This is a genomic window from Enterococcus sp. DIV0170 (assembly GCF_051710765.1).
Lineage (GTDB): Bacteria > Bacillota > Bacilli > Lactobacillales > Enterococcaceae > Enterococcus_A > Enterococcus_A raffinosus.
Map to the genome: position 1 here is coordinate 1,013,832 of NZ_JBIOLG010000001.1, position 19,943 is coordinate 1,033,774.

Annotated in this window: 17 protein-coding genes and 1 other annotated feature; of the genes, 13 read left to right on the forward strand and 4 right to left on the reverse strand. The window is 40.7% G+C overall.

Annotation, left to right across the window (positions count from 1 at the left end; translation table 11 throughout):
• The first annotated feature begins 15 nt into the window (after nucleotides 1–15).
• From IGI50_RS04870 to IGI50_RS04905, 8 genes are all read left to right on the forward strand, one after another.
• Entirely contained in the window at nucleotides 16–1,059 is a 1,044-nt protein-coding gene (locus IGI50_RS04870) for a DUF916 and DUF3324 domain-containing protein (protein ID WP_438776332.1), read from the forward strand.
• An 11-nt stretch (nucleotides 1,060–1,070) separates the two neighbouring features.
• Nucleotides 1,071–1,466, forward strand: a complete 396-nt coding sequence (locus IGI50_RS04875; RefSeq protein ID WP_438776333.1) for an LPXTG cell wall anchor domain-containing protein — start codon at nucleotides 1,071–1,073, stop codon at nucleotides 1,464–1,466.
• On the forward strand, nucleotides 1,459–4,842 hold the full coding sequence (locus IGI50_RS04880; RefSeq protein ID WP_438776334.1) for a WxL domain-containing protein: 3,384 nt from the start codon (nucleotides 1,459–1,461) through the stop codon (nucleotides 4,840–4,842). The genes IGI50_RS04875 and IGI50_RS04880 overlap by 8 nt, the downstream gene beginning before the upstream one ends.
• A 27-nt stretch (nucleotides 4,843–4,869) precedes the next feature.
• A complete protein-coding gene (locus IGI50_RS04885) occupies nucleotides 4,870–5,100 on the forward strand; it encodes a hypothetical protein (protein WP_438776335.1) in 231 nt (76 codons plus the stop codon).
• Nucleotides 5,101–5,215: 115 nt separating this feature from the next.
• Nucleotides 5,216–5,899, forward strand: coding sequence for a winged helix-turn-helix domain-containing protein (locus IGI50_RS04890; RefSeq protein WP_438776336.1), 684 nt, complete (start codon nucleotides 5,216–5,218; stop codon nucleotides 5,897–5,899).
• A gap of 170 nt (nucleotides 5,900–6,069) precedes the next feature.
• On the forward strand, nucleotides 6,070–6,372 hold the full coding sequence (locus IGI50_RS04895; protein ID WP_438776337.1) for an LPXTG cell wall anchor domain-containing protein: 303 nt from the start codon (nucleotides 6,070–6,072) through the stop codon (nucleotides 6,370–6,372).
• A gap of 106 nt (nucleotides 6,373–6,478) precedes the next feature.
• Nucleotides 6,479–7,450, forward strand: a complete 972-nt coding sequence (locus tag IGI50_RS04900; protein WP_438776338.1) for a D-2-hydroxyacid dehydrogenase — start codon at nucleotides 6,479–6,481, stop codon at nucleotides 7,448–7,450.
• Nucleotides 7,451–7,818: 368 nt separating this feature from the next.
• Complete coding sequence (locus tag IGI50_RS04905; protein WP_438776339.1) at nucleotides 7,819–8,778, forward strand: hypothetical protein; 960 nt, start codon at nucleotides 7,819–7,821, stop codon at nucleotides 8,776–8,778.
• Between the two features lie 134 nt (nucleotides 8,779–8,912).
• On the opposite strand, the gene IGI50_RS04910 is transcribed toward IGI50_RS04905, so the two are convergent.
• On the reverse strand, nucleotides 8,913–9,848 hold the full coding sequence (locus IGI50_RS04910) for an aldo/keto reductase (protein WP_218256946.1): 936 nt from the start codon (nucleotides 9,846–9,848) through the stop codon (nucleotides 8,913–8,915).
• A 175-nt stretch (nucleotides 9,849–10,023) separates the two neighbouring features.
• Nucleotides 10,024–10,234, forward strand: a binding site (T-box leader).
• Between the two features lie 469 nt (nucleotides 10,235–10,703).
• Between IGI50_RS04910 and hisS the strand changes: the two genes are divergently transcribed.
• The 4 genes from hisS (at nucleotide 10,704) to IGI50_RS04930 (ending at nucleotide 17,332) form a co-directional block, all read left to right on the forward strand.
• Nucleotides 10,704–12,002: a histidine--tRNA ligase gene (gene hisS / locus IGI50_RS04915; RefSeq protein WP_438776340.1), complete on the forward strand. Its 1,299-nt coding sequence runs from the start codon at nucleotides 10,704–10,706 to the stop codon at nucleotides 12,000–12,002.
• A gap of 59 nt (nucleotides 12,003–12,061) precedes the next feature.
• The gene (aspS, locus tag IGI50_RS04920) at nucleotides 12,062–13,834 is read left to right on the forward strand and encodes an aspartate--tRNA ligase (RefSeq protein ID WP_010746514.1); all 1,773 of its coding nucleotides are present in this window, start codon (nucleotides 12,062–12,064) and stop codon (nucleotides 13,832–13,834) included.
• Between the two features lie 190 nt (nucleotides 13,835–14,024).
• The gene (locus tag IGI50_RS04925) at nucleotides 14,025–14,903 is read left to right on the forward strand and encodes a YitT family protein (protein ID WP_438777567.1); all 879 of its coding nucleotides are present in this window, start codon (nucleotides 14,025–14,027) and stop codon (nucleotides 14,901–14,903) included.
• A gap of 545 nt (nucleotides 14,904–15,448) precedes the next feature.
• On the forward strand, nucleotides 15,449–17,332 hold the full coding sequence (locus tag IGI50_RS04930) for an acyltransferase family protein (protein WP_438776341.1): 1,884 nt from the start codon (nucleotides 15,449–15,451) through the stop codon (nucleotides 17,330–17,332).
• A gap of 23 nt (nucleotides 17,333–17,355) precedes the next feature.
• On the opposite strand, the gene IGI50_RS04935 is transcribed toward IGI50_RS04930, so the two are convergent.
• Both IGI50_RS04935 and IGI50_RS04940 read right to left on the reverse strand, forming a co-directional pair.
• On the reverse strand, nucleotides 17,356–17,631 hold the full coding sequence (locus IGI50_RS04935) for a GIY-YIG nuclease family protein (protein WP_438776342.1): 276 nt from the start codon (nucleotides 17,629–17,631) through the stop codon (nucleotides 17,356–17,358).
• Nucleotides 17,621–18,355, reverse strand: coding sequence for a tRNA1(Val) (adenine(37)-N6)-methyltransferase (locus tag IGI50_RS04940; protein ID WP_010746510.1), 735 nt, complete (start codon nucleotides 18,353–18,355; stop codon nucleotides 17,621–17,623). The genes IGI50_RS04935 and IGI50_RS04940 overlap by 11 nt, the downstream gene beginning before the upstream one ends.
• Nucleotides 18,356–18,430: 75 nt before the next feature.
• On the opposite strand from IGI50_RS04940, the gene IGI50_RS04945 reads away from it, so the two are divergent.
• Nucleotides 18,431–19,060, forward strand: coding sequence for a lysophospholipid acyltransferase family protein (locus IGI50_RS04945; protein ID WP_010746509.1), 630 nt, complete (start codon nucleotides 18,431–18,433; stop codon nucleotides 19,058–19,060).
• A gap of 63 nt (nucleotides 19,061–19,123) precedes the next feature.
• Here IGI50_RS04945 and IGI50_RS04950 read toward each other — a convergent pair whose 3' ends face one another.
• Complete coding sequence (locus tag IGI50_RS04950; protein WP_438776343.1) at nucleotides 19,124–19,852, reverse strand: DUF554 domain-containing protein; 729 nt, start codon at nucleotides 19,850–19,852, stop codon at nucleotides 19,124–19,126.
• Between the last annotated feature and the right edge of the window lie 91 nt (nucleotides 19,853–19,943).

Sequence of the window (19,943 nt, forward strand, 5' to 3'; positions counted from 1 at the left end):
ACGGAGGTTTTTACGTTGAAAAGGATAGTTGCTCATTTGCTCGTTTTTCTTTCACTCTTACTTTCGTTTTCATCAGTCGCAGCTGCGGATGAAAAAGAAGACAAAAAGAATCGAGATACCATGGGATTCACTGTTGAGACAGTGCTTCCTTCTAATCAAGTAGATCCATCAAGAAGTTTCTACTTTTTAAAAGTAAATCCAGGAGAGACGCAAAGAGTTCAAATGAAAATCATAAGTACCAGAAAGGAAGCGCGTACAGTAAAAGTTTCCTTGAATGACGCGATCACCTCTTCCGAAGCAACGATCGATTATGGGGTAGATACCCCTGAACTGGATGATTCGTTACAAAATCCAGTGACATCAATCGTTAGTGTACCTGAAGAGTTCAAAGAGGTCACAGTTGAAAATTATGAAGAAAAAACGATTGAGCTTGAGATCACTCCACCGCAAGAGGCGTTTTCAGGAATCAAGCTTGGAGCTGTTCGTTTGATCGGCGTTCCAGGAAAAGATGAAAATAAATCTAAAGGCTTAAAAGTAGAAACAGGCTATACGGTCGGCATGGTATTGACAGAAGACGCTGCCCAATACAACGCAGGCGGCAAGCTGCATTTAAAAAATGTAGATGTCCTGCTTTCCAACGGAAGTAAAGTTGTAGGGGTTTCACTGCAGAATGATCAGCCGAAAATGATTGATCAGCTAAACATGCACGTGAAGGTGAAAAAGAAAGGTTCTGAAAAAGTTCTTTTTGAGAAAAAAGGTGAGGACTTATCAGTCGCCCCTAATACGAACTTCATGTACCAAGTTCCTTTAGGAGTAGAAAATGTCGAAGCTGGCAAATATCTCGTAGAAATCGTTGCACAAAATAAAGAAGACAAATGGACTTGGACGAAAGAAATCACGATCACTAATGCAGCCGCGAACAAATTAAATGAAGAAACAGTTGATAAAGTCATAACACCGCAATGGGTGCCCATCACGACCATCGGGTTAGCATTGTTACTTGGCGGGTTAGTCATCGTTCTTACCAATCGTCGTCGTTCAATTCTCAAAAAGAAGTAAAGGAGAAAAAGATGAAAAAGAAAATTGCATCCGTATCTTTCCTTCTTTTAATCGTATCGCTTTTTACTTTAACGGCTCATCCTGGCATTTCCAATGCTGTGGAAGCAGATAAGGCAGATACGGAAGTTGGGATTGGCTTTAATTCAAATGAAGAAAAACCAAAGGAAGACCCAAAAGAAGAGCCGACGCTGCCTAGCACCAAGCAGCCGGAAGAGTCAACGCCGGTGAACAATGAGCGCATTCCCAATTCGACTGAAGTAAAAAGTTATTCCAGAGTTTATCGAAGATTGCCGCAAACCAATATGCAGAGGCAATTTCTATTAAGTCTGGCAGGTGTATTGCTCGTTGCCTTGTTTTTGATTGTCGTTACTCATAAAGAAAGAAGGAAGGTGCGCCCAGTTGAATAACCGCTTAACCAAAATTTTCAGTTTATCCTTGCTCGTTTTATTAACGCTGGGTGAAGGCAGTCAGTTTGTTTATGCCGTTACCGAAGAAACATCTTCAAGTACTGCGCCTGTAGAGGAAGTGGCAACGACCGAAGAAAAGACTGCTGAATCAACGGAAGTCTCCAGTGAAGCGGCGACAGTTGAAACGACAGCTTCAAGTGAAGCAACAGAGAGTACATCAAAAAAGGAAGAAACAAAAGAAAAAGAATCAAAAAAAGAGAAGGCTGAGAAAGATAGTATCAAGCCGCAAGCAGCGAATGATCCAGTGAATATTCCGGATAATAACCTGTATCAAATGTTAAGAGAAATATTGAATAGACCTACTGGAGCAAATCAAAGCATTCCAGATGGAACACCAATTACTGAAGCGCAAATGGAAATGGTGACAACCTTTAATCGAACTTCACTATCATCATCGTGGGATTCTAAGCCCATTGCCAATCTTGAAGGCATTCAATATGCTAAGAACTTGGAAGAGTTCAGTCTAAATGGTAAATATGTTAATGATACATTCGTCTCGTTACCAGCAGGCTTTAGTGAGCTGAAGAAATTGCGGGTGTTAAAATTTTCCTATGGTGTTTTAAAAGATATCGATGAATTAAAAGATCATCCGACCTTAACCACTTTTTCAGCGGTTCAGAATGAACTAGACTCCTTAAAAGGTCTTTCTGGGTGTGAGAAATTGGAAGTAGTCGATGTTAGTGGATCTGATAACAGCAGAGTTAAACAAAATGCGGGAATTCAAAATTTTGAAGGATTGGAAGATGCAACAAATCTACGAGAAGTCTATTTCAAAAAATATGATGAACAGACCACTAGCAGTATATTAGTCGGGCCAACTGATCCGGAACCTTCATATGTAGGCTACGGACTTCAATCTTTGGAAGGACTTAATTGCGCCAATTCATTAGAGGTACTTGATCTAAAAGGCCATCCTGGTCTACACACGTTAGCTGGATTAGAGAATTATACAAAATTAAAAACATTAAAGGTTTTGGGAGCTAGTAATTATAATGGCCGTCCCTACTATTATGATAATCCTGGCGGAGTTACAACAGAGATGTTTGATCCAGCTGTCCACACTCCTACGTACCGCACTAGAGGGTTGAAGGGTGCGAATGCATTAGATGCTTTGCAAAGCTGTACATCGTTAGAAACAGTGAATTTAAATGGGAATGCAATTGAAGATTTAAGTCCTCTTTCAAATAAATCTTCGATAAAAGAGTTGAATTTATCACGTAATTTGATTCAAACATTAGCTCCTTTAAGCACGACGAATAATCTTGTAACGTTGATTGTCTCTCATAATTTATTGACTAATCTTACAGGAATTGAAAGTGCAAATTCTCTGGAGGAATTAGATTGTTCTTCACAAGCTGGTGGTGCGAATCAAATGAGGTTTTATCCGGCTTTTCAAACTGAACACGTTTTAAGAGGCCTGCTAGAGGATATTTCAGCGGTCAATGTTCAGAGTTTAGTGACCTTTAATTGTAGCAGTAATCGACTCGACAATTTAAATGGCTTAAAGAATGCTGCTAATCTGACCCGTTTGCAAGCTTCAAACAACCTTTTTTCTGATATAAAGGGTGATTTGCAGGGATGTTCAAGTATAAGTTATGCAAATTTTAGTAATAATAATTTCGTCCACTTTAAAGATATAGGTATTGGAGATGCAAAGGACTCTTTGAAAGAATTTTATCTGCCTGAACAAGGATATAAAAGTCTTGCTGTAGGAACAAACTCTAACAATGATAGTGCGATATTAGAAACGCTTGAAGGGTTAGAAAAATTCACCATCTTAGAGACAATCAGCGTAAGCATCAATAAAATTACTGATGACGAGTTCGCACATATTCCAGAGTGCATTATATTGATTGAAGCAAATCACAATGAATTGCAAGATAAAGCTTTCTCAAAATTTGATCCGTCAAAAAATACCCGTTTACAGACTATTAGGGCTAGCTACAATCATATAAGTAATATTTTACCTTTAGAAGCATTTACTGGATTGAAGGAACTTACTCTAAGAGGACAGTCAATGACTGTTCCGAAACATGGAGGGACAGCTACCAAGGTGACCACACCGGACATAGGGTTTGAAGTAGATGTTTTAAAGACTGATCAAAGTACTGGTCTTTCTTACGTGAAATTTGGCTCATGGGGGACAACCGCTACAGCAAGTAAAAAAGAGGGATCGAATATCTTAGCTATTAAGGACCCAGAGTATTATTTAGAAGGGCGATCTCCTACTACGGATTTTGCTTTTAGTGGAAATAATGTTTTTGCTAGTTTTGTCTATGATGGAAAAATTACATTCAATGCAGATTACGATATTGCTACGACAGCAAAATTAAAATTGGTTCCTACAGATATTAATGGAAATGAAATTACTGAGATTGAACAAGGTGGCCTCATTTATTGGCGTGCTGCTGTTAATAGTGAAAATAGTCGCTACTTAATGAAGCCAGATTTTAAACATCACCTGCAATCCACGGAGCATGATATAGTAGAGGACTATGCTGACCCATCAGATGCCAAGTCAAGTGAATACTACAAAGGTGTTCGAGTAGAGGTAGAGGGGAATCACATTCCAACTCCAGCAGGTTTTTGGTCGCAAGTGGATGTTCTAGACAATAAGATTAACGATGCGAATACTGCGAATATTACTATCGTTACGAAAGTTCGCGATAATGCGACACCTGGAAATACAGCGAATATGTATTTCAATTTTCAAGGGAAAAATTTCTCGCTAACTAGAGACACGAAAACCGTAACAATCGTAGCCAGTGCGCCAGAAGAGCTAAACTTAACAGCACCAGAACGTTTTGATTTCGGTAAAAAGAATGAAGCGAGTAAAAAGAAACACAGCTATAGCTTAGATACAAAGGCGCATTCAGCTAGCGAACAGACGAATGGCTTCAAGATTCGTGTAACGGATTCTAAGAGAAATGCGAACCGAACAGATTGGAAAGTAGTTGGACAATTAAGTGATTTGACTGCATCGGATGGAAATGTATTGAAAAATACTTCACTTTCGCCAAAACTATCGATAACAGATATTTCCTTAGCGAAGATAACAGGTGCTGGAGGAACCGAATCGGCTACAAACATTACTCACGGCTCACCTGGCTCACCAACGTGGGAGCAATCAATTGATTTAACCGCAGGAGGAGCTTCTGTCACGTTATCACAAGCGTCAAAAGCTGACGGTGAAGGGGTTTGGGATTACCAAATGCCGTTTGATAAAGTGAAGTTAGAGGTACCAAGTAATGTGAATAATCAAGCCGGCTATACCTTTAACGGAAAAATTACTTGGACACTTCAGGATGCTTTGTAGTAAATAATGATGAAATAGGATGTGCAAATGATGAAACCAATGTATTGGGTATTTATTCTTGGGGCTATCGGAGTTTTGTCTTTGATTGCTTTTGTAATGTGCTATATAAAAGACAAAGAATTGAAGAAAGAACGAGGACTAAAGGAAAATTTTCTGATTCTTGACTGGATATTGTTGTTAGTCATGATTTCCTCATTTGCCTGTGCAATCTTTGTCTACTTGGATATCCAAAATCAGATTAGCAGTTTTACCCTGTAATAGATGCGTGAGGTGTGTCTAACATACCTCACGAATTACAGGTTCAAAGTATCTCCACTTAGCAACGACAGAACATTGATTATTTAACGAAGTGAAAGAAGAAGGTGATTCCCATATGGGACATGTACTAATACTTACGCGCAATATCTTATCCGATGGCGAATTACAGGAAAAATTGCAGTTTTTGAATTACGAAGTTCTTTGTTCCTCTAGTTTGTATGATTATTTGGTTCAACATCAAAAATATCCTGATTTGATGAACCATTTTCAATTCATTATTTTCAGCGAGACGGTATCCAATGCGGAAATTAAGTTTCTGTTGCCGCTTTTTGAAAATAAAAAGAATCTGCTGTTTCGTAAAGTCGGCGAGGTGGCAGATTTAGGTGATTTGAAAAATGTTGAGAAAATCACGTCAATCAATTTGAATCTGGATTCTTTAAGAGAAAAATTAATGGTTTCAAAATTTAATCATGCGACACAAACAAGCTTTAGAAAAACAGGGATTAACTCTAGTTTTGGTCAAAAGATCGACATTGCAGAGCAAATGAATCAATTAAGCCTTTCGAAATTAGAAGAGAAAGTCTTTAATGAGCTGTATTATTCAAATGGTGAAGTAATTACGAGAGAGGCCTTATGCAACAAGTTGTGGGGAACAGGTGTGACGAACTCCCACTTATCTCACCTTTCCTCCATCGTAAAAAAACTGAGAAAGAAAATAGACAGAATAGACCTGACTGAAGAATCAATCAAAACAGTCTGGGGGGAAGGCTATCAGTTGTCTCCTGTATTTTTCTCGTAACGGGTAAATGAAGTAGTCAAGGAACAGTACAAGCCTGTTTTTGATTGCTTTTTTTGTTTAATTGATTAAAGAGAAACAAGAAATTAGCTAAAAATTATTCTTGACTTATTAAGCTATTATTTCGAAAACGTTGGTATGTGAAAGATAAGAAATCAGAGGATGTCTTTGAAATGCCAGTCGGCGGTTTGACGCTTGTTGCAAAATGGGCGAAGAAGGAAATCACAACAGGTGGCGCGAAAACAGAGGACAAGGATTCGGGAGTGAAAGCACCGCAATCTGAAAGCACCTATCGCAGCTACTTCGGTGGAAGGTATTACAGTAATAAAGCGGATAAAGAAGCGACATCTGCTAAGAATCTGCCAAAAACTGGTTCGGAGCAACATCCTTTATCAGCGATCCTCGGTCTCTGTGTACTCGTAGGAAGTTCCTTCCTATTATGGATCCGCAGATCAAAAAAAGAGGAAGAAAAATAAATAAGCAGAATCCGAGAGGTGAAATCATTTTTCCCTCTCGGGTTTTTGTTTCTTTTCAATTCAAAAAAGAATCGGTACAATGAATGGTAAAGAATGGAGGCAAATGATGAAAATCGTAGTTTTAGATGGTTATGCGTTGAATCCAGGAGATCTGAGCTGGAAAGGCTTTGAAGAATTTGGCGAGGTTATCGTTTATGATCGTACGTCCTTTACAAATAAAAAGGAAATCATTGAGCGAATCGGTGACGCTGAAGCGATCCTGACGAATAAAACACCGATTGATGAAGAAGTTTTGGGTGCTGTTCCGCAGTTGAAATATATTGGTGTGTTGGCGACTGGATACAATGTTGTAGATATCGAAGCGGCTAGGAAGCGGAATATTCCGGTGACGAATATTTCAGCGTATGGAACAGCCGCAGTTGCACAGTTTACTTTTGCGCTTTTATTGGAGATCGTGAATCAAGTCGGTGTTCATAATGACTCAGTCCACCAAGGCGATTGGCAACGGAGTGTTGATTTTACCTACCAAAAAACACCGTTGATGGAGCTGCAGAACAAGACACTTGGATTGATTGGCTATGGTGAAATTGCACAAGCAACAGCGGCGATTGCCCATGCTTTTAATATGAAGGTTATCTATTGGAATCATCGTCCAAAAGAACCTCAGGCTTCATGGGCGCAGCAAGTACCTATTGAGGAGCTTTACCGTCAAGCGGATATTATCAGCCTACATGTCCCACAGACAGCGGAGACACAAGAGATGATTAATCAAGAAACCATCCATCAAATGAAGGATGGCGTCGTTTTATTGAATACAGCACGCGGCGGTCTATTAGATGAGGCAGCTGTCGCAGAAGCTTTAAACAAAGGGAAAATTATCGGTGCAGGTGTCGATGTGGTCTCTAAAGAGCCGATGGCTGATAATAATCCATTACTGAAGGCTAAAAACTGTATTATTACGCCTCATATTGCTTGGCGGCCATTGGAAACTCGAGAACGTTTGATGGGAATTGCAGTAGATAATTTCGCGGCATTTATAGCAGGAGAAGAACAGAATGTCGTGAATAAGCGCGACTGATTGGGACATTTTTGCTCAAAGATATCACCTTTTTATAAGGGTGGTATCTTTTTTTGTAAGAAATATGATTACCTTACGTTGGATAAAATAATTCTGTTTATTTTAAAAAGTTGCATAAATTTTTTATCTGTTTGTTTTTGGACGCATGAAATTATCGTTATTTATTAAGCTTGATAAAGTAATATTAAAAAGGGGGAATAGAATCGATAAAGTTACTATCCAAAAGGTTTAAATAAATTAACATTAGTGAATACTTCAAAAAACTATTTACTTCAAGGTTATTTTATGTATAAAATATTTTTGTGAACGGTTACATAAGAATCATTACTATAATGGAATTAGGATTTAACGGATGGAGGATGAAACGAATGAAGGAAGCATTGTTAGGGCAGCGACAAATTTTTGGTATGTTGAGAAAGAGCTTGGAAAAACGCGTGACTCAGCGCTATGAACAAACAAAAAATGCGGCAGAGATCGTAGAGGCGGCAGTGGCTATTTTGGTACGTGACGCACTTTCTGTGGGGGATTTTGCCTACCTGTTCCCAGAGCTGATTCGTGAGATTTTTCTGACCGCTACACCTAATGATACCTTGCGTCGTCATTGCGCCTATTTCCGCGATTATTTTGTAGGTGAAGAAGAGTGGCAGACAGTTATCCAACGTCTGTTCAAGAGCGAAGAAGAGTATCAAGAGCTGACAAAACAAGCTCGTTCTTATAGAAAACTCTTGATAGAGAGAGCCGCTGAAACCTTCGAAAAGACAGCGTTTCAATTTGATCTTGCGACGGTTTTTAAAGATGGCAACGGGAAAAGATATGCATGGACATTGCGTGACACGAAACAGATTCCGGCCGGACAAGAAAGTGAAACGGCGGAAATATTGGAAATTTTGACGACCTTGACCATCTTCCAAACGGGTGGCGTTCGTCGTTTTGCGGAATATGTGAAATTCAAGAGTGTAAAAACCTGTCTCGATACGCAGCATGAGGCGAGTCAACCAGAACAAGAAGAAGCACCTGAGTTGGAATCAACGGATGAAAAATGTCAGACTTCTGAGAGAAAAGAACAGCCTGAAGAGGAAACGGTGTTGACAGAACCTTCGAATGAAAATAAAAAACGTAAGCTGAACTATCAGGAGCTCGCTGATCAAATCGATGCGAAGTACCCGCTGCCTTGGGAGTTGCCACCAAATGATTCAGCCGCTGCAACGGCACATAAGCCCAAAAGCTTTGAAAGACGTCACGGCAAAACGCAAGAAGAAATTGATCAGGGACGAGAGAAAAGAAAATGGGAAAGGAAAGTCAAGAAACTATTGACTGGAAGGAGATAGCGATGTGCTTTTTTGCCCATAGGGTTTATTCAGCGAGCCTTTAAAAAGCAAAAAAAACGAGCACATACGTACTCGCTTTTGCTTATTATTATCGAATTTAAGAAAAAGAGAAAGAGCTTTTCGTTCTTTTTCTTCTATTTAAATAGTTGATCAATTGCTTCGAAATCTTCCGTCGATAATCGAATATCCACGGCTTTGGCATTTGCTTCGACCTGATCTGGGCGTTTTGCGCCAGGAATGACTACGTCGATTTGCGGGTGCTTCATGTACCAAGCCAAGACTAGCTGTGTAACAGTAGCTCCGTAATTTTTCGCAATAGGTTTTAGTTGATCAACTTTTTTGATAATCTCTGCGAAACGTTCTCCCTTGAAGTCTGGATTTTTACTGCGCAGATCACTGGCTTCGAAGGTTGTTTCTTCACTGTATTTTCCTGTCAATAAACCTGAGTCTAGTGGGTAATAAGGAACGAAGCTGATTTTATTGGCTTTCAAATAAGGAAACAGTTCTTTTTCATGTTCACGGTGGATCAGGCTAAAGCGTTCCTCAACGATATCGACATAGCCGTCTTGATTGGCTTCCTTTAATTGTTCCAATGAGAAGTTCGAAACACCGATCGCACGAATTTTACCTTCTTCTTTTAGCTCATGTAACGCTGCTACTGCTTCATTTTTCGGAGTCGTCTCATCAGGAAAATGGATATAGAAAATATCTAGATAATCCGTTTGAAGTCGTTGCAGGGCAGCCTCTACCGCGTTGCGCAGAAATTCTGGCGAGTTATTAAACTTTCCATCCTGTTGCATGTCATGAGCGGCTTTCGTCGCTACGATCACACGGGAGCGATCAAACTCAGGCTCTTGCAAAACTTCACCAATCAATTCTTCTGAACGACCACGCCCATAAGAAAAAGCGGTATCCAATAGAGTTATTCCGTTATTGATGGCAGTGCGAACAACATCTTTTCCAATTTCATCTGTCAAGTTCGGGTAAAGGTTGTGTCCACCTACGGCATTCGTTCCTAGACCTAAGTCGCTTGCATAGACTCGTGATTTTCCAATTCGTACATCTGTCATATAGTATCCGCTCCTTGCTTTTTTCGTCTCTTTAAAGAAACGATCATTCTTTTTCAAGTTTAAAATAAAGTATGAAAAAAAGCGACTATTCTTTTTCGAACTTCAGATATACCCATGAAATCACTTGACTTTCATGCTTTTTTTTAGTAGCTTAGGAAGAGATAAAAATATCAATGAAATATCTATGAAGGAACCAGTAAATTACGAAAAAACGTACAGAAAAAATTGCCTTGGCTGAAAGCAATTTCGTGAAAAGTAATTGAAAGACAGTCTGGAGATGAGCGCGTGCAAAGCCGCTCCGTTACGCAAGCGTTAATTGCTAGAGAAAAAAGAGGGAGACTCTTTTTTAAAAAATAGGTGGTACCGCGATAATTTTCGCCCTTGTTCGTTCACACGAACAAGGGCTTTTTTTGCGAGTTCTGCTTTTTGCAGCTTTTAACGTTTGAAAGGTAACTATAAGTTTGCAGCAATCTAGTGAACAAGTAGTATAGCAGAATCGTATGCGTACGAAGATAAGCTCATTTTTCACGCTTTTGAAAAATGATTTCCGTATTGATGAGCTAGGTGTCAGTTGCACTATTCGCAGTTTGCCTATTGAGAAAGTATATTCATTATATAAGGTAAATTTTAGCTCAATATGTATAGTGCATGATATGCGTACGAAAATAAATTCATTTTTCCTGTTTTTAGAAAAATGATTTCCTTATTAATAAGCTAGCTGTCAGTTCTTTTTACCAAAACGTACAAATTTTTAATCCAAGGTATAACACCTCTACAGAAGGGTATTTGGCTTGAAGAGCAATCGTACTTTTCTGCAAAGTTAAAATAAATACATCAATATGAAGGAGATAAACCATGAGTTATCAGCGACCAAAAGGGACCAATGATATTTTACCGGGAGAAAGCGAAAAATGGCAGTTTGTCGAAGAGACTGCCCGCTTAGTATTCAACGACTACCAATATCAAGAGATCCGCACACCGATTTTTGAACACTATGAAGTCATCGCCCGCAGCGTTGGGGATACGACAGATATCGTTTCAAAGGAAATGTATGATTTTCACGACAAAGGGGATCGTCATGTGACGCTTCGTCCTGAAGGAACGGCACCAATTGTACGGGCTTATGTTGAGAATAAATTGTTTGGACCAGAGTTCAAGAAGCCTTATAAGGTTTACTATACAGGTCCGATGTTCCGATATGAACGTCCGCAAAAAGGCCGTTTGCGTCAATTCCACCAAATCGGTGTAGAAGCCTTTGGCAGTGAAAATCCGAGCTTGGATGTTGAAGTAATGGCGATGGCGATGGATTTCTTTAAACAGCTGGGGATCAATCAGCTGCGTTTAGTGATCAATACTTTGGGAGACAAAGAAACGCGTACAAACTATCGTCAAGCGTTAATTACGTATTTGGAGGCGCATGAAGAAGAGTTAAGCGAAGATTCTCGTCGTCGTTTACATGAAAATCCATTACGGGTCTTAGACAGTAAAGATCGCAAGGATCAACCAATTGTTGCGGATGCGCCAAGCATCTTAGATTATTTAAGCGATTATGCAAAGGACTACTTTGAAGGTGTCACAAAGACATTGGAATATTTGAATATTTCCTATGAAATCGATCACCGGATGGTTCGTGGTTTGGATTATTATAACCATACGATTTTTGAGATCATGAGTGATGCTCCTGGAATGGGTGCACAAACAACGATCTGTGGTGGTGGACGTTATGACGGACTTGTAGAAGAACTGGGCGGACCGGAAACACCAGGTATCGGTTTTGCGATGGGGATTGAACGGATTCTATTAACTCTGGAACAAGAAGACGTAATGATTCCAAGTGCGGCAAGTCTTGATGCCTATGTAGTAGGACTTGGCGAGGAAACAAATATGGAGAGTTTGAAGGTCGTTCAAGCGATTCGCGGCTTTGGTTTTTCAGCAGATCGGGATTTTATGGGAAGAAAAGCAAAAGCGCAATTTAAGACGGCTGATAAGGAAGGCGCGAAGCTTGTCCTAACCTTAGGTGAAGATGAGTTGGCAAAAGGCGTCATCAATGTGAAGGATTCTGCTACTCGGGAAGAAAAAGCTTTTCCACTAGCTGATCTTTATGAAGACTTTGCAGCAATCTATGATGAAATGACCATGCCAAAGCTTGATTAAATGAAATAAAACTTACTTTTAACAAGGTAGATTACTTAAATAAATGGAGGAATGAAAAAATGGCTAGACGTACTGTCTATTGCGGACGCGTGTCCGATGAGTATTTGGATCAAAAAGTAACATTAAAAGGGTGGGTGCAAAAACGTCGTGATTTAGGCGGATTGATCTTTATCGACCTACGTGACCGTGAAGGGGTTGTACAGGTAGTTTTCAACCCAGAAGAATCAAAAACGGCTTGGGAAGTTGCGGATCAATGCCGCAGCGAATTTGTCGTTGAAATTACAGGGACAGTTATCCGTCGTGATCCAGGTGCCGTGAACAAGAAAATGGCGACTGGGGATTATGAAGTGAAGGGTGAAGCGATCACTATTTTAAATAGTGCAAAAACGCCGCCATTCTCAATCGAAGATGAACAAAATATCAGCGATGAAGTGCGCTTGAAATATCGTTACATGGATTTGCGTCGTCCGAAAATGACACAAAACCTGATGATGCGCCACCGCTTAACGCAATCAGTTCGTCGCTTCTTGGATGACAATGATTTCTTAGATATTGAAACACCTTACTTGGCGAAATCTACACCAGAAGGCGCGCGGGACTACTTAGTTCCTTCACGTGTGCATGCGGGACATTTTTATGCGTTGCCTCAATCACCACAAATTTTGAAGCAATTATTGATGACTGCTGGCTTTGACCGCTATTATCAAATCGTTCGTTGTTTCCGTGATGAAGATTTACGTGGGGACCGTCAACCAGAATTTACTCAAATCGATATCGAAACAAGCTTCTTAACGGCTGAAGAGATTCAAGAATATACAGAAGCGATGATCGCACAAGTAATGAAGGATGTTCGCGGCGTTGAAGTAACGCTGCCGTTCCCACGTATTACTTGGGATGAAGCGATGGAACGCTATGGGTCAGACAAACCAGATACACGTTTTGACATGGAATTGATCGATGTAACAGATATTGCTGCTGCGACGGACTTCAAAGTGTTCCGTATGGCTTCTGACAACGGCGGCGTGGTTAAAGCCTTGAACGCGAAAGGTGCAGCGGACAAATATTCTCGTAAGGAATTGGATCGCTTAGGTCAATTCGTTGGACAATTCGGAGCAAAAGGCTTGGCTTGGATCAAAGTGGATGAAAATGGCGAGCTAACTGGCCCAATCGCGAAATTCATGGGCGGCGTCAGTGAAGAGTTGAAAAAGGCAACAAATGCCGAAGCAGGCGATGTCTTGATGTTTGCGGCGGATCAATTCTTAACAGCAGTAACTGCTTTAGGCGCAGTTCGTTCAAAAGTTGGGAAAGAGCTTGGCCTGATTGATGAAAATCGTTTTGATTATCTGTGGGTTGTTGATTGGCCGCAATTTGAATTTGATCAAGAGCTTGGTCGTTACGTCTCTGCTCACCATCCATTCACGATGCCGATGGAAAAAGATATTCCGAACTTGAAGGAGCATCCTGAAAAGGTTTATGCGCAAGCTTATGATATTGTCTTGAACGGCTACGAATTAGGTGGCGGATCTTTGCGTATTAATACCCGTGAATTGCAGGAGCAAGTCTTTGAAACATTAGGCTTTACTCGCGAAAGCGCCAATGAACAATTCGGCTTCTTATTGGAAGCATTGGATTATGGGTTCCCTCCAATCGGCGGAATCGCCCTTGGCTTGGATCGTTTTGCGATGTTATTGGCTGGTGAAGACAATATTCGTGAAGTCATTGCCTTTCCTAAGAACGGGAAAGCAGCAGACCCTATGTCTGATGCGCCAAGTACCGTATCGCCGTTACAGCTTTATGAGTTGAGCATTGATGTAACAAAAATAGAAGAATAATTAGAAAAGCTAGTCTGTAAATCGATATATAAAGTATCATGTGGGAAAGTTCGCTGAATGATTTTTCATATTTCTAATAACTCTAAGAATATACTAAGAGAAGTGCCTGCCATCATGGTAGGTGCTTTCTTTTTTTCATGAAAATACGTATAATGTGAGTGAAATTTTGAAATGAGGCGGACATAACATGATGAAAAAGAAGATAGAGGAGTGGCCCCATCACGATTACGCCACTCGATTATCTGTCGCAGTTGTTTATGCATTTTTAGCGGCGATTGCCGTAAACTTTTTTTACCAACCAGGACACATTTATTCCAGCGGAGCGACCGGTTTCGCGCAAATCTTAACGACCTTGTCGCACCGTGTGATTGGCTTTACGGTGCCTGTATCCATCACTTTATTTTTGATCAACGTGCCCTTGTTTTTCTTGGCATGGTTCAAGATTGGTCATAAGTTTACGATTTTTACATTCATCACCGTTTTCTTAACGTCGTTCTTCATTCACATTATTCCTGAGACGACCTTGACTACAGACCCAATAATTTGTGCGATCTTTGGTGGGGCGATCATGGGTGTCGGTATCGGCTTTGCCTTGAAGAATGGCTTGTCTTCTGGCGGATTGGATATTTTGAGTATTACAATTCGTAAGCGAACAGGAACTTCCGTTGGCTCGATCTCGATCATTTTTAATATTATGATCATGCTGATGGCGGGAATTCTATTTAGCTGGCAATACATGTTCTATTCTGCTTTGGCGATCTTCATGAGTGGAAAATTGACCGACGCGCTTTATACAAAGCAGCGCAAGATGCAGGTCATGATCGTTACGAAATGTCCCGACCAAGTGATCAATGGTATTCAGGATCAAATGCGTCGCGGGATCACGATCATCAACGAAGCGGAAGGTGCGTATAAGCACGACAAGCAGACCGTTTTATTCACCGTCGTTACCCGCTTTGAATTGCCGGTATTGGAGTCAATCATGCGGGAAAATGATCCTGATGCCTTTGTAAGTATCTCAGAAAATGTACGAATCATGGGACGCTTTTACGAAGAATCGATGGATTAATAAGTTGGGGCAAACGTCTCGACTTTTTTTGTAATAGGCTGTCGAAATTGGTTAAATCGTTCGATTGAAGAAATGTTGGAAAAAATTTAAAAAATAATCGTGCCGTTTGATAATCATTTAGCGGAAAAAGAAAATTATTACAGGAATATATGTTTAGAATATTTACAAACGGTAAATTTAATGTTAAATTATCAACATGGTTGTTTTGTAAAATAACTACCCAATTTCTTTGACGGAGAAATGACGGTGACTCCTGCTTCTTCCAGCAGGAGTCTTTTTTTTGTCAATTCTCAGTATGAAATGTTCAAAGAGTGCATACGGACTAAAGAGCGCTCCAGCTTGTGCCGCATTAAGCAGAATGTCACATGAATGAAGAAAAATTCATCAAATTTGAACTAGCTGAATAGAAGTTTCTCATCAAACCTCATTCCGTTAAAAACTAAAATATTTAGGAAATACTTTTTTTATTGAGAAAATGTTGCAGTTTGTCAGAATAATACGTATAGTTAATTTGATATTCTATAGTAAAGTTGGAAAGTAAACTTATGGGAAAAAGACTAAAGCATAGTCGCTATATTACTGGGTTTGATGGGATTCGTTCCCTAGCGGTAATCGGCGTAATTTTATATCATTTGATGCCTGCGCAAATGCGGGGCGGATATTTAGGGGTTCCTGTATTTTTTGTGGTCTCTGGCTACTTGATCACAGATTTATTATTGCAGGAATGGAAGCAGACCGGCCGAATTGATATCAAGCAATTCTATTATCGACGGATGAAGCGTTTGTATCCTGCGTTGGTTACAATGCTGATTGGAGCTTCGGCGTACATAACATTGTTTCAGCGAAACCTTTTAAACAATTTAAGAGGCAACGTCATAAGTAGTTTGTTCTATGTAAACAACTGGTGGCAGATCAATCATGGGATGTCTTACTTTGACCGCTTTTCTGGCGAATCTCCCTTTACCCATATTTGGTCATTGGCCGTGGAAACACAGAACTACATTTTGTGGCCGATCGTGTTTGTTTTACTGATGAAGCTGGTGAAAAATAAGGGGAAAGTCTTTCTGGGGATTATCGCAGCAGCTTTTCTATCTGCTATTTTAATGGCGGTTTGGTTCGTTCCGGGTCAAGACCCAACGCGTATCTACTACGGCACAGATACTCGTTTATTCTCGATTCTATTAGGTGGGGCATTGGCCTTTATTTGGCCAAGTACTCGACTGAAGGCCAAGATCCCACGGCAGGCGAAACGGATACTAAACGGCATTGGATTAGGCTCACTGCTATTATTAGTTCTTGCCTTTCTCTTTATGCGAGATGATTGGTCCTTCGTTTATTACGGCGGGATGTTCTTAGTGAGCTTATTAAGTGTTTTACTCGTGGCTATTACGGCACATCCGGGAGCAAGCTGGAATCGTTGGTTGACGAATCCAGTCTTTTCATGGATCGGAAAACGCAGTTACGGGATTTATTTGTATCAGTTTCCAGTAATGATCTTCTATGAAGCAAAGGTCAATGTTGCAAACCATACCTTTCTTCATACGATCATGGAAGTGATTCTGATTCTTTTCGTGACAGAGCTTTCCTACCGATATGTGGAGACACCGCTGCGTCGCTTCAATTACCGTCGAACCTTCGTCTCATTGAAGCAATCATTTTGGGCGCCAATAAAAAGCCGCAGAAAAATCGGTTTTATCTTTTCGAGCGTGCTTACTATAATTGCCGTTGTCGGAGTGATTATTGCGCCGACAAATAAAGTAGATGCGAATCAACAGGCACTGCAAAAGCAGATTGAACAAAATAAGAAGGCTGCAAATAAAACAGAAGTACAACCTTCGGCAAGTGATTCCACTGCTGGAAGTGCGCCAACAGAGGAGACCACCAGCAGTTCGGAAGCACCAAAAAGTCTAGGAGATAAGTACAATCTTAGCAATCGTGAAATCACTAAAGCAAAAAATCTAAAGGTGACAGCATTCGGTGATTCTGTGTTACTAGCAGGTTCAAAAGGATTAACGGAAATTTTCCCTAAGATGGTGGTAGATGGGGAAGTCGGACGACAATTGAAAGACAGTCCGCCACTCTTGCAAGCGTTGAAGGACAAGGGTGAATTGAACGATACTGTCCTATTGAGTTTAGGAACAAATGGTGCCTTCAGCAAAGACGATTTTGCTCAGATCATGAATGTCTTGGGAGATAAGCGTGAGGTCTTCATTATCAATACCCATGTCCCAACCCGACGTTGGCAGAATGATGTGAACGCGAATTTACAGGCTGCATCAAAGGAATATAAAAATGTTCATTTGATTAACTGGTATGATTTCAGTAACGGTCATCCAGACTGGTTCTATGATGATCAAGTCCATCCAAACGATGTTGGCTCAGTTCATTATTGCCACCTGATCGCAAAAGAAATTTTAAAAGGGGTATAATCAAAAGAACGTTTTGTGAGGAATCACAAAACGTTCTTTTTTTGGTTGTCTTGTATATATTTTTCCTTTTGTTTACGAGGGAGTTTTTTAAAGGCAGCTTCGGCTTTTGTTGCTTCGCTGCGTGTTTCAAAGCGCTCGGCATGGATCATTTGCACAGGTCGGCGGCTTTTGGGATGCGTATATTTCGCTCCTGTTCCAGCGTTGTGTTCCGCTAAACGTCGTGTCAGATCCGTCGTATATCCACCGTAAAAGCTGTGATCCCTGCAAAGAAGTACATAAAAGAATTGATCAGTTGCCATAAAGCATCTCCTGTAAGTCGGCTGAGTAGCTGCCGGATTGGTCATACGTATATAATGGTGGAAGAAAACGCAGCCCTTCGCTTTTGCCATCCTTGATGCCTTCGATCAAAAGGGTGTTGGCTTCTTTTCCTGGTTTAGGATAAACGAATTGGATCCGTTTAGGTGCGAGACGATGGGCACGCAGACAATCGACGATCTCCAAAAAGCGGTCCGGACGATGAACCATCGCAAAACGACCATTCATTTTCAACAGCTTTGCAGAGACACTGACGACATCTTCTAGTGTCGCGTGAATCTCGTGGCGAGCAATCGCTAAATGGGGATTCGGATTTTTTTGACTAGTAGGCAGCTCCTTAAAATAAGGCGGATTGCAGACCACTAAATCTGTCGAGTCCGCTCTGAAAACATCAAAGGTTTTTTTGAGATCCAGTTCATGCATTGTCATTTGTTCTTCTAAATGGTTCAAAGCGATACTTCGCTGTCCCATATCAGCGAGGCGAGGCTGGAGTTCGATCTGATCAATGGTTGCGGCTGTTTTTCGACTCAGAAAAAGCCCAATTGCCCCATTTCCGGCGCAAAGATCAATGATTTTGCCGCGTTTTGGTACACGAGCGAAATTTGCTAGTAAGACTGCATCGATCGAGAAAGAAAAGACTTCTGAGCTTTGGATAATTTGGATATCCTCGGCGTAAAGTTGATCGATCCGTTCACCATTTCTTAACAATTTCTTTTGCCCCCTTAAAAAAATCATACCGTTGTATTATACTACGTTTAGTGAGTACACTGAAAGGAAGAAAAAATGTTTTTTAAATTTATTCGTGTCATCGTTCGCGTCCTCTTAGCCATCATCAATGGCAATGCGCACTATCAAAATAAAGAGAAATTGCCAGAAGGAAATTATATTTTGGTCGCTCCTCACCGAACGTGGTGGGACCCGTTTTATATGGCGCTCGGCGCATCACCAAAGCAATTCAGCTTCTTGGCTAAAGCGGAGCTCTTCAAAAATCCGATTTTACGTTTTATCTTGGTCCATTTGAATGCTTTTCCTGTGGATCGTGATAAGCCTGGTCCCAGCGTTGTAAAACGACCAGTAAAAATGTTGAAGGATTCTGATAAAGGCTTGATCATGTTTCCAAGCGGTACGCGCCATTCCTCTGAGTTAAAAGGCGGAATGGCTTTGATTTCACGTCTATCGAAGAAACCGATCGTTCCATCCGTTTATCAAGGACCAACTAAATTCTCACACCTGTTCAAACGGACTCCCGTGATTATTCGGTATGGCGATCCGATCGATATTTCTGATATCAAGAAAATGGATAAGGCTGGTTTGGCGGAAGTAGAGCGTAGAGTTCAAGGTGCGTTCGATCAGCTGGATCATGAGATTAATCCAAACTATAAATATGTGGCTAAAGAAAAGGACGCTGAGTAGTTCAGCCATAAACGGTAAACAAAACAGGTATCCATCTCAAAAATGAGAGGATACCTGTTTTGTTTATCCTAATAAGGGAAGAATCCAAGTGGTACATATCCAACTGATAGGCATCACTAAGAGCATCGCCGGAATCATGTCAGCGGTCGGGAACATCTTGACCTTAATCATACGAAAACCGGTGGCAAGCATTAAAAAACCGCCGCAGGCTTTAAAATCCAGGATCATGGCTGGCGTAGTCAAAGGGAAAACGACTGTCGCGACTAAAAATAAACTGAAAAAAATGAGGAACTGCGGGATCGCGATGACAGAGACTACATAACCGATATTGCAGGCGAAAATCGCAGCGGTAAAGAAATCGAGAATTGATTTTGCGATTAGGATCGTATGATCTCCCGTCATTCCTTCTGTTAGGCTGCCGAATATTCCAGTACCGCTAGCGCAAAAAAGAACGACAATAGTGACGAGTGTACTCATGTAGTCGTCGTATGAAAGCTTTAACTCCTGCTGTGGGAATTTCGCGATGGGTTTTTGCATCAAGGTTGCTGCCGCATTAATCTTTTGATTAAAATTTAAGAGCAGTCCTAATGACGTACCTAAAATGATGGCTAAGATCACGGCGGGCATATTCGCCATTTGACTAATGCTGGGAATCCCCATCGCCATAGAACAAACGCCGAAGATCAAGGTGATTTGCACTTTGAAATCTTCAGAGAGTAGATGGCCTAAGAAGCCACCCAAAAGCCCTCCGATAATGATGGATAAAGAATTAATAATAATACCAATTGGCACAAAATTTCCTCCTTTTTTTGTCACTTGATTTATCGTAGCGCAAAATTCGTTGAAGAGAAAGCTTTTTATGAAACGATACTCACTTGCTTAG